The 9,112-nt window shown below is 65.0% G+C and carries 13 protein-coding genes; 4 read left to right on the top strand and 9 right to left on the bottom strand.

Annotated elements, in window-relative coordinates; genetic code table 11:
* The 3 genes from B3547_RS00215 to rpsL all read right to left on the bottom strand — a co-directional run.
* The coding region (locus B3547_RS00215; RefSeq protein ID WP_292959512.1) for a GTP-binding protein at positions 1-251 on the bottom strand (251 nt) is incomplete at its 3' end.
* A 124-nt stretch (positions 252-375) separates the two neighbouring features.
* Positions 376-846 (bottom strand): 30S ribosomal protein S7, encoded by a 471-nt coding sequence (gene rpsG, locus B3547_RS00210; RefSeq protein ID WP_124809404.1) that lies wholly within the window; start codon positions 844-846, stop codon positions 376-378.
* An 86-nt stretch (positions 847-932) separates the two neighbouring features.
* Complete coding sequence (rpsL, locus tag B3547_RS00205; protein WP_124809405.1) at positions 933-1,304, bottom strand: 30S ribosomal protein S12; 372 nt, start codon at positions 1,302-1,304, stop codon at positions 933-935.
* A 558-nt stretch (positions 1,305-1,862) separates the two neighbouring features.
* Here rpsL and B3547_RS00200 point away from each other — a divergent pair.
* Entirely contained in the window at positions 1,863-2,606 is a 744-nt protein-coding gene (locus tag B3547_RS00200) for an energy transducer TonB (protein ID WP_292959511.1), read from the top strand.
* A 163-nt stretch (positions 2,607-2,769) separates the two neighbouring features.
* Positions 2,770-3,036, top strand: a complete 267-nt coding sequence (locus B3547_RS00195; RefSeq protein WP_125953992.1) for a glycine zipper 2TM domain-containing protein — start codon at positions 2,770-2,772, stop codon at positions 3,034-3,036.
* A 12-nt stretch (positions 3,037-3,048) separates the two neighbouring features.
* Here B3547_RS00195 and B3547_RS00190 read toward each other — a convergent pair whose 3' ends face one another.
* The 4 genes from B3547_RS00190 to B3547_RS00175 form a co-directional block, all read right to left on the bottom strand.
* Complete coding sequence (locus tag B3547_RS00190; protein WP_292959510.1) at positions 3,049-3,561, bottom strand: winged helix DNA-binding protein; 513 nt, start codon at positions 3,559-3,561, stop codon at positions 3,049-3,051.
* Positions 3,562-3,602: 41 nt separating this feature from the next.
* The gene (locus tag B3547_RS00185) at positions 3,603-4,049 is read right to left on the bottom strand and encodes a hypothetical protein (protein WP_124809408.1); all 447 of its coding nucleotides are present in this window, start codon (positions 4,047-4,049) and stop codon (positions 3,603-3,605) included.
* 41 nt (positions 4,050-4,090) lie between these two features.
* Positions 4,091-4,426 (bottom strand): hypothetical protein, encoded by a 336-nt coding sequence (locus B3547_RS00180; RefSeq protein WP_223806629.1) that lies wholly within the window; start codon positions 4,424-4,426, stop codon positions 4,091-4,093.
* Positions 4,427-4,500: 74 nt separating this feature from the next.
* On the bottom strand, positions 4,501-5,091 hold the full coding sequence (locus B3547_RS00175; RefSeq protein WP_124809409.1) for a helix-turn-helix transcriptional regulator: 591 nt from the start codon (positions 5,089-5,091) through the stop codon (positions 4,501-4,503).
* A 288-nt stretch (positions 5,092-5,379) separates the two neighbouring features.
* On the opposite strand from B3547_RS00175, the gene B3547_RS00170 reads away from it, so the two are divergent.
* Both B3547_RS00170 and B3547_RS00165 read left to right on the top strand, forming a co-directional pair.
* Positions 5,380-6,966, top strand: a complete 1,587-nt coding sequence (locus B3547_RS00170; RefSeq protein WP_125953994.1) for a sensor histidine kinase — start codon at positions 5,380-5,382, stop codon at positions 6,964-6,966.
* Positions 6,963-7,586 (top strand): response regulator, encoded by a 624-nt coding sequence (locus tag B3547_RS00165; RefSeq protein ID WP_124809411.1) that lies wholly within the window; start codon positions 6,963-6,965, stop codon positions 7,584-7,586. The genes B3547_RS00170 and B3547_RS00165 overlap by 4 nt, the downstream gene beginning before the upstream one ends.
* Before the next feature lie 19 nt (positions 7,587-7,605).
* On the opposite strand, the gene B3547_RS00160 is transcribed toward B3547_RS00165, so the two are convergent.
* Positions 7,606-8,307 (bottom strand): hypothetical protein, encoded by a 702-nt coding sequence (locus B3547_RS00160; RefSeq protein ID WP_292959509.1) that lies wholly within the window; start codon positions 8,305-8,307, stop codon positions 7,606-7,608.
* A 161-nt stretch (positions 8,308-8,468) separates the two neighbouring features.
* The coding region (locus tag B3547_RS00155) for an ATP-binding cassette domain-containing protein (RefSeq protein WP_292959508.1) at positions 8,469-9,112 on the bottom strand (644 nt) is incomplete at its 5' end.

The following is a 9,112-nucleotide window of genomic DNA, read 5'->3' as shown; positions in this document are numbered from 1 at the left end:
CCGGGGGTGTCGATGATGTTGATGCGGTGATCGTTCCAGAAGCAGGTCGTCGCGGCGGACGTGATCGTGATCCCGCGCTCTTGCTCCTGCTCCATCCAGTCCATCGTCGCCGTGCCTTCGTGCACTTCGCCGATCTTGTAGGACTTGCCGGTGTAGTAGAGGATGCGCTCGGTCGTCGTCGTCTTGCCGGCGTCGATGTGCGCCATGATGCCGAAGTTGCGATAGCGCTCGAGCGGATGGCTGCGGGCCATGGGGGTTTCCTTGGGTTCCGGAGGGGCCTGATGGATTCAGGCCCGCCCCATATGGTTACTTGCGTGACCGTTTAAAGACGGGCGGCCCTGCCAGCCGGTGACGACGGCGGGGCTGCCGGCCTTTTTACCACCGGTAGTGGCTGAACGCGCGGTTCGCGTCGGCCATGCGGTGGGTGTCTTCGCGCTTCTTCACGGCGTTGCCGCGGTTGTTGGCGGCGTCGAGCAGCTCGGCCGAAAGGCGCGCCGACATCGTCGTTTCCGAACGGTTGCGCGCGGCCGTGATCAGCCAGCGGATCGCCAGCGCCTGGGCGCGTTCGGGACGAACTTCGACGGGGACCTGGTAGGTCGCACCGCCGACGCGGCGCGAACGCACTTCGATCTGCGGCTTCACGTTGTTCAGCGCATCGTGGAACAGCTGCACCGGATCCGCCTTGGCGCGGGTCTGCATGGTGTCGAGCGCACCGTAGACGATGCTTTCCGCGACCGACTTCTTGCCGTCGAGCATGAGGTTGTTCATGAACTTCGACAGGACCTGATCACCGAACTTGGGATCGGGCAGGATGACCCGCTTTTCGGGCCTACGACGACGAGACATCTTGAATTCCTTCTGATCGGGCCAGCGGCCCACATCCACCGACCGGCAGGGCGCGGCCCATCGGCGCGCGCCTGCCCGGGATTAGCTCACTTCGGACGCTTCGCGCCGTACTTCGAGCGGCTCTGCTTGCGGTCCTTCACGCCCTGCGTGTCGAGCACGCCGCGCAGCACGTGATAGCGCACGCCCGGAAGGTCGCGCACACGGCCGCCGCGGATCAGCACCACCGAGTGCTCCTGCAGGTTGTGGCCTTCGCCCGGGATGTAGGAAATGACTTCGCGCTGGTTCGTCAGGCGAATCTTGGCGACCTTGCGAAGCGCCGAGTTCGGCTTCTTCGGAGTCGTGGTGTAAACGCGGGTGCAGACGCCGCGCTTCTGCGGGTTCTGCTCCATGGCAGGGACCTTGCTCTTGGCCTTCTGCGGAACGCGACCCTTGCGGATCAGCTGGTTGATAGTGGGCATGAAGTACTCTTCACCTTGATTGTGGCACGGCCGGCAAAGGTGAAGGGTCAAAAGTCCGCCGGATGGATGGCTGCGGGCAAATGCCCCGGCCCAACCCTGCATGCGCAGGATCCCTCGGCGAGCCTGAAACGCTCCACCCGGGCAAACAGCGCCGGGTTACTTTGACGGGTTGCATGGCAGGCGGACACCACGATGATTCGCGCGCCCGGCCCAACGGCGAAAGCCCCAAGACCAACGGAAAACCGCCGCCCGAGGCTTGCATACGCACCGGCAATGTTCAGCTCTACAGACGATGGCAGGTCTTGCGACCCGATCGACCGAGAGCGCCATTACGAGGAAACCGCCGGAACGTCAAGGACAGGCCCCGCGCGGGCAGCGGCACGCAACAGCGAACAGGGCGTTCCGAACGGAACAACTCCGCCTCTTTAAATCCACTATTTTGGTAGAGATTTCACTTCGACGCGCGGTCGATCGATGGTATGTTGCATCATTACGATGATCGTCCCACCCCGGACGGCCGGGACAAACGGGACGACGCAAGCCGAGAGAGGTGTGCCGATGGTCCACGTTGATGAACACGGTAACTGGCGAACGGGCGCCGCCATGCGTCTGGTCGAAGGGAGGCTGGGCGGAAAACTGGGCGGAAAACTGGGCACGGCCGCCGCCGTGACGGCGCTGCATGTCGGCATCGGCATGGCGCTGCTGTCCACTTTCGCGGGCGGGGTGATCGCGGAAACGGTTCGCGATGCCTTGCCGACGATGTGGTTCGCCCCGCCTGCCCCTCCGCCCAAGCCATTGCCCACGCTCGAACCGAAAGCCGCGCGCGACAAGCAGGAGATCAAGGTTCCCGACAAGGGCATCGACCTCGACGCCGGCAAGGACCTGTTCCTGGGAGCCAGTGACAAGGTAACTCCCGTCGATCCGGGAACCCTGACGATCAGCGGAGGCGATCTTGGCGGCGATGTTGGCGGCCTCCGACCGACACCGACGCCCTCGCCCATGTTCACGCCCAAGGCGGCCCGTCCTCGCGGCGATGCCGGCCTGTGGATCACCCGCAACGATTACCCCACCCGCGCGATCCGTGAAAACTGGGAAGGCCTCACCAGGTTGCGGCTGGGCATAGGCGCCGACGGGCGGGTCACCGGCTGCGAAGTGATCGGCAGCAGCGGGCATGACGAACTCGACCGCGCGGCCTGCGCCAAAGTAAGCGCACGCGCCCGGTTCGATCCCGCCACCGACAAGGATGGCGCGAAAACCGCCGGCAGCTTTACCACAGCGATCCGCTGGCAGATCACCGACTGACCGCACGGGAAGGGGCGCCGCATCCGGGTCGGCGTCCCTTACCCGGCATTGGCGCTCCCGGGCACCAGCGTTCCCCGGCAACCTCGGCGTGCGCCATCACCGGGAACCGGTAAGGGTTCCGATCGTTGCGCCACCATATTCCAAGCCAATCGGGGGAAGCTTCATGACCTTTCGCATCAAATCCTCGCTGACTGCGGCCATTGCGGTCGCCGCCCTCGCCGCTACCTCGCCGGCGCAGGCGCGCGATTGCAGCAAGCGGATCAGCAAGACCGGCGGCGCGGTGATCGGCGCGGTCGGCGGTGCGGTGCTCGGCAAGGTCATCGCGGGCGGAACCGCCGGCACGCTGATCGGCGCGGCGGCGGGTGGCGTTGCAGGCCACGAGATCGCCCGCAAGAACAAGAACAAGTGCCGCTACGAACGCCGGCGCTGACCACAAACGGCATCAGATTCCGAGGCTGGACGCGTTCACGCCATCGCCGATGTTGGCCAGCATCGCGTCGAGGAAATCATCCATCGCCGCGTTTCCCCGGACGGTCAGCCGCACGAAGGTGCGTCGGCCGTCCTTGCCGTCGCTCTCGCGCTCCACGAAACCGCGGGCTTCCAGAATACGCAGCCAGCGCAGCGCGGTGGTCGGGGGCACATGCGCCCCGATACAGGCGCTGGTGGTCGGCACACGCCGGCTTTCGCGCCCGGCAACGTAGAGATCCAGCAGTATGTCCCACGTCGGCTCGCCAAACAGGTCGGCGGGGAACAGGCGGCTACGGCGCCGCCGCGCGGCGTAGAGTTCGCGGGCGAGAGTGATCCGCGCGTCGTGCTGCGCGTCGGCACCGCGCAAGGCGCTTCCCGCCTCCGCGGTCATGCCGCCAGAATAGACGGCATTGCCGTTCGCCACCGTGGTCTGTTCGCCGCTGGGCATCGCGCGGCCTTTCGCCGCGCGGATGTGAGGTACGGTCATGTAACGGGAATATCCCTGAAAATGGGGCGGTGGGCTGGCCTTCAGGCCCACCGCCAGCATTGATACGGGCCAATCCGGCGTTCCCGGTTCATGTGGGCCACGGTCCCGATCAACAGGACCATCAGCTGCAACAGGAATGGCATCTGCGTGAGCACCCAGTACGCACGCCGGGCCATCGTCAGATCCCACAGCTTGGCGACATGCCCTACCATCACGATCATCTGGCCGGCGCCAACGAGCAGGGGCCACCCGCGGTTGGCGTAGAGGGCGATCGACAGCAGCGCGCAGAACGCCCAGCTATCGATCACGACGTGGCCGGGATTGACCGCGTACCACACGGGGTCACCGAACACCGCGTGGTTGACGAGATCAAGGACGAACGTCGACAGCAGGACCGCAGCCGTCAGTCGCTCCGGCTCGCCGCCCTTGCGGGCGGCAACAAGCACGACAGCGAAGAGCAGGATGCGGGTCAGCCAGATGTAGGACATGCCTGTTCACATGAAACGGACGGATCGGCCACCGGAAAGCATCAGGCCGCGACCCCGGTCACGACCGCGGATTCATCGAGGCTCGCATTGACCGGGGGGCAGCCGTCGTTGCCACCGTTCGTCTCCACCGCAATCTCGCTGAGACGGCCGTGGACGCGGGCAAGTTCGCCGCCGGCCGTGAGCATCGATTGCTGGCTCTTCGCCAACCGCAGAAGCGCATCCTGCCCCATGAACGGCGCCGCACCGCTTTCGCGTCGTGCGCTGACCATCGTGGCGAAAAGCCGTGCCTGCCGGATCAGCGCCTCGTCAAGCGCACCTTCGGCATCGTGGAGATCCCGCGTGATACGCATCTGTGCAACCTGGGTATTCATCGTCATCGTCGTACCCTCCTCTCAGCGGCGAAGATCGCGCCGCTGCCATTGCAGCATCGTGGAGGAGATGCGACGGCGGGTCAGTGATCGATGATCGTCGAAAGCTGGGCGAACATGGTCAGCCCCCCCAGCACGATCAGAATCAGGAACAATGCGATCGCCACGATCGCGCCAAGCCGAAGCAGGGTTCCGTATGGCCCGTCGAACATCTCCGGGAGGACATGATAGGCCGTGTCGCCAGGCGCCTTTCCGGAGACGAAGGCCATTGCCTGGCCCGTCGCCGAAAACCTTGCCTGCATCGCCTCGGTCTCGCCCCGCGGGGGCTTGACCGTGGCGACGGTCTGAACCGCCTCACCGGCCGGCATCGTGACTTCCCGGACCGGATCGTGCGCTTCCTCGCCGTCACCGTCGATGTGGGAGAAATCATATACGGGCTGTTCGTATATCGTCTTGAGCCGCCGATAGGCCTGCGCCACCTCGTTGCGCGTGGCGACGCCCAGCTTACCGCGCGCCAGCAATATCCGCTGATCCACGGTATGTGGCGAAATGCCGAGCAGGCGCGAAATTTCCTTCGAGGTCTTGTGCTGGATCAGCAGATCCAAAACTTCCCGCTGCTTCGACGTCAGCGCCGCCAAGGGGTTGCCCCCATTCTCTTCGGCACCGCTTGTCATCGCTTCAACGTCCATCCATTCGACCCGCCACAAACCTTCGCCCGATCGATCCGAGAACCAATTTGAACTAATCGGCGACTAAATCCAAACAAAGATTAACGATATTTTCGGAGGTATTGCACCGTCACGGAGCAAGCCTCCCGCCTGCGCGCCTGAGGACTTCCGCCGCATGCCCGTTGCGAAGCGCCTCTTCCCGCCGGTACATGGTCTTCGGCACGCAGGGGGAAAGACGTGGAGCGCCAGTTGTTTTCGCGACGACGGAGCCGATTGCTGGCGCTGAGCCGGCTGATGCTGGCCCTTATCTTCATCGCCGCGGTCTGGCTCGATCCGGTGCAACCGACACGTTCGGTCGCCGCCACCTACACCCTTCTGATCGCCTATGCTGCGTGGTGCGGGTTCGCCACCGTCATCGCCTTCCGCAGCTGGTGGTACGATTTCCGGCTGGCCCGGCTGATGCACGTCATCGATATCGCGATCTTCACGGCCGCGACCTACATGACCGAATCCGCCTTCAAGGAATTTTCCAGCCCGTTCATCGTCTTTGCATCGTTCATCCTGATTGGCGCCTCGCTGCGCTGGGGATGGCGCGGCGTGCTCTGGACGGCGCTGGCACTGGTGCTGCTGAATTTCGCGCTCGGCCTGCTGATGCATTCCCTTCACCTCAGCATCGATCCCTACCGTTTCAGCCGGCGGCAGGGCTACACGATCGGGCTGGCGATCATGATGCTCTGGCTGAGCACCGGCGGCGACCGGGCCAGCGCGCCGCGATTGCCGGAACCGCCGGGGCTGCCGGGCCTGCGCCACGACGCGATCATGACAACGATCCTCGACCACGCGCGCACCGTGCTGGGTGCCACGGGCGGCGCCATCGCGCTGGCGGACGGCGAGGAGCCGTGGGTGGAAATCATGATCGCCAGCGGAGATGCCACACGGGCGCTGCGCGTCGGCCCCGGCCCGCTGCTGACCGAAATCGAGATTTCCTGCCGCCCCACCCTGTTCGACGGCCAGCGGCACCGCCAGTTGTGGCTGGACACCGATGGAATGGTCAACCACGCGAGCGAACGGCACGTCTGGCATCTCGCCACGCTGTGCGAGGTGAAAGAAGGCCTTGCCGCCTCGATCGGTGCGGCCCGCGGACCCGGCCAGCTTCTGCTGTGGGGCATCCGCGGCATCTCGCCCGATGACCTGCCGCTGCTGGCGCAAATGACGCGCGATGCCGAACAGGCGCTTGATCGCGAGGACGTGGCGATGCTGGCGCGCGCGCGGGAAGTTTCGAACCTGCGCAACGCCCTTGCCCGGGACTTGCACGATAGCGTCGCACAGTTTCTCGCCGGCACGCTGTTCCGGCTGGAAGCGTTGCGGCGCTGGATCCGCGAGGGCAACGATCCCGACACCGAAATTGTCGCGATCAAGGAAGCGCTGCGGCGCGAACAGGCGCAAATGCGCAGGATGATCGAGCGCCTGCGCCTTGGCGAAAAGGGGGATCGCCGGACCGATCTGACCGAGGAGCTTGGCACGCTGCTGGAAGAACTGGGGCATCACTGGGCCATCGAAACCCGGCTGGATGCGCCACCCGGTCCGTTGCTTGTCCCCATGGATCTGGCGCACGAGATACGCCAGATCACAAGAGAGGCCGTGGCGAATGCGGTTCGGCACGGTCGGTGTCGTCTTATAGGGGTTAACCTTATTCAAGACGATGGAACGCTCAAGATGATTGTCAGCGATGACGGCTCCGGTTTCCCCGCCGACAAGGCGCACGCCACCCCCCGTTCGATCAGCGAGCGGGTAGAGGCGCTGGGCGGCATGCTGGCCATCGACAACAGTGCGCGGGGCGTGACCCTGCGCATCGCGCTTCCGGAAAGGACGGGCGCATGATCCCGATTCTTGTGGCTGACGATCACGGCTTCATCCGCGCCGGCGTGGAAGCGGTATTGCGCGGCACGCCCTTCCAGGTAGTCGCTACCGCCGCCAGCGGGGAGGAAGCGCTGGCCGCGATCGAGCAGCATAATCCCGCCGTGGTGCTGCTGGACATCAACATGCCCGGCCTGAATGGCGTGGCGGCATTGGAAGCGCTGCGCGAAAAAGGCGACGAACGTCCGGTCGTGCTGCTCACCGCCGAGATCACCGATCGGCAGCTCATGGCCGTCATGCGGGCGGGCGTGCAGGGCATCGTGTCCAAGGATGGCGCGGAAAGCGAGCTGGTCCAGGTGCTGGAACGGGTCCATGCCGGCGAAAAGGCAATCGCCCCGGCCTTCCTGCAACGCGCGCTCGATTTGTCGCTCAAGCCCGTCATCAACCCTTTCGCCAAGCTCAACGCGCGCGAGCGCGACATTACCAGGCTTGTGGCCAAGGGCATGCGGAACCGGGAAATAGGGCAGCAGCTGAACATCGGCGAGGGGACCGTGAAGGTCTATCTCCATGCCATATATCAGAAGCTGAACATCGAGAACCGCACCGAACTGGCGCTGATGGTGGTCAACGACGAGATCGGTTGAAGCGCGCGTGCGGTGCGCCCTACAAATGCACCCCGACCAGTTGCGACCGGACTGACGGAATCGTTACGGCCACATTGTTCAGCAGCGTTCCGCGCTCTCCGATCTCCAGTATGGTGTTGCCGAACACACCACGCATGGCCTCGATCGCGATTTCATCGGCGGTCCGGTGCGCGAAGGCAAGTAACGCGGTGCCGCTGCGATGGCTGAAGCGGTAACGGTTGCCCCGCCGCTCGAAGTGCCACGCATCCGATGCCGGCCGCCATTCGTTGTCCTTCACGATCAGATCCGGTTCCTCGTCCACGGCGCCCAACACCAGGCTCATCACGATCGGTCCGCCGAGCACCGGCTGCGGCCGGAACGACAGCAATGGCCGGGCATCGACGGTGATCGGACAATAGGTACCCGTCATCCTCGCCCCGCCGGGAAAGACGATGTCCGGAATCTGCTCCTCGACGGTGAACAGCAGCGGGGAGCGATCCAGGCCGGCCTGGATCGCAACCGGCACGTCACGCAACCGCGCGATCGTTTCCGCCGGCACGCCGCCCCGCTCGATGATTGCCATGCAGTCCGGGCAAAGCAGGAACGCGGGCGAAGCCTCTTCCCCGCCCGCGCGACAAAAACAGGCGATGGTGCAACCGCATCGTACGCACGCGCCACCGGATCGAGAGCGAGCCTCTGTCCGTTCGGCCTCGGAAATGGGCAATGCGATCACAACCGGCATGACAGATCCCCCGTACGGCACGATTCCCTGCGCGCCGCCTTCGCCTGCCACCATCTTCCCCGATCAGGATCTTGCTGCCCTGGGCGCCGATTTGGCGGTGGGAACGGCCCGGAGTCAAGCCCGCCGCCCGCCCCCATCGGGTGCCGCCGCCAACGTCGGCGTCAATCGTGGCGTGCCAGCAGCGGTCCCAGATAGTGCCCGGTGAAGCTACGCGGGTTCCCGGCCACGTCTTCCGGTGTGCCTTCGGCCACGATCTCGCCGCCGCGCACGCCACCTTCCGGCCCCATGTCGATGATCCAGTCGGCGGTCTTGATCACGTCCAGGTTGTGTTCGATCACGACCACGCTGTTGCCCTGTTCGACCAGCCGGTGCAGCACTTCCAGCAGCTTGCGCACGTCCTCGAAGTGGAGGCCGGTGGTCGGTTCGTCGAGGATGTAGAGCGTCTGCCCGGTGGAGCGGCGCGACAGTTCCTTGGCCAGCTTGACGCGCTGCGCCTCGCCGCCCGAGAGCGTCGTTGCCTGCTGGCCGACCTTGACGTAGCCGAGCCCCACTTCGTTCAGCATGTGCATCCGGTCGCGGATCGGCGGCACCGCCTTGAAGAATTCCTCGGCATCCTCGATCGTCATGTCGAGTACGTCGGCGATCGAGTGGCTCTTGAACTTCACTTCCAGCGTTTCGCGGTTGTAGCGCTTGCCGCCGCATTCCTCGCACGTCACGTACACGTCGGGCAGAAAGTGCATCTCGATCTTGATCAGGCCATCGCCCTGGCAGGATTCGCACCGGCCGCCCTTGACGTTGAAGCTGA

Source organism: Novosphingobium sp. UBA1939, assembly GCF_002336885.1.
GTDB lineage: Bacteria > Pseudomonadota > Alphaproteobacteria > Sphingomonadales > Sphingomonadaceae > Novosphingobium.
Note: the sequence above shows the minus strand (reverse complement) of the source record. Positions and strands in the feature narration are given on the sequence as shown.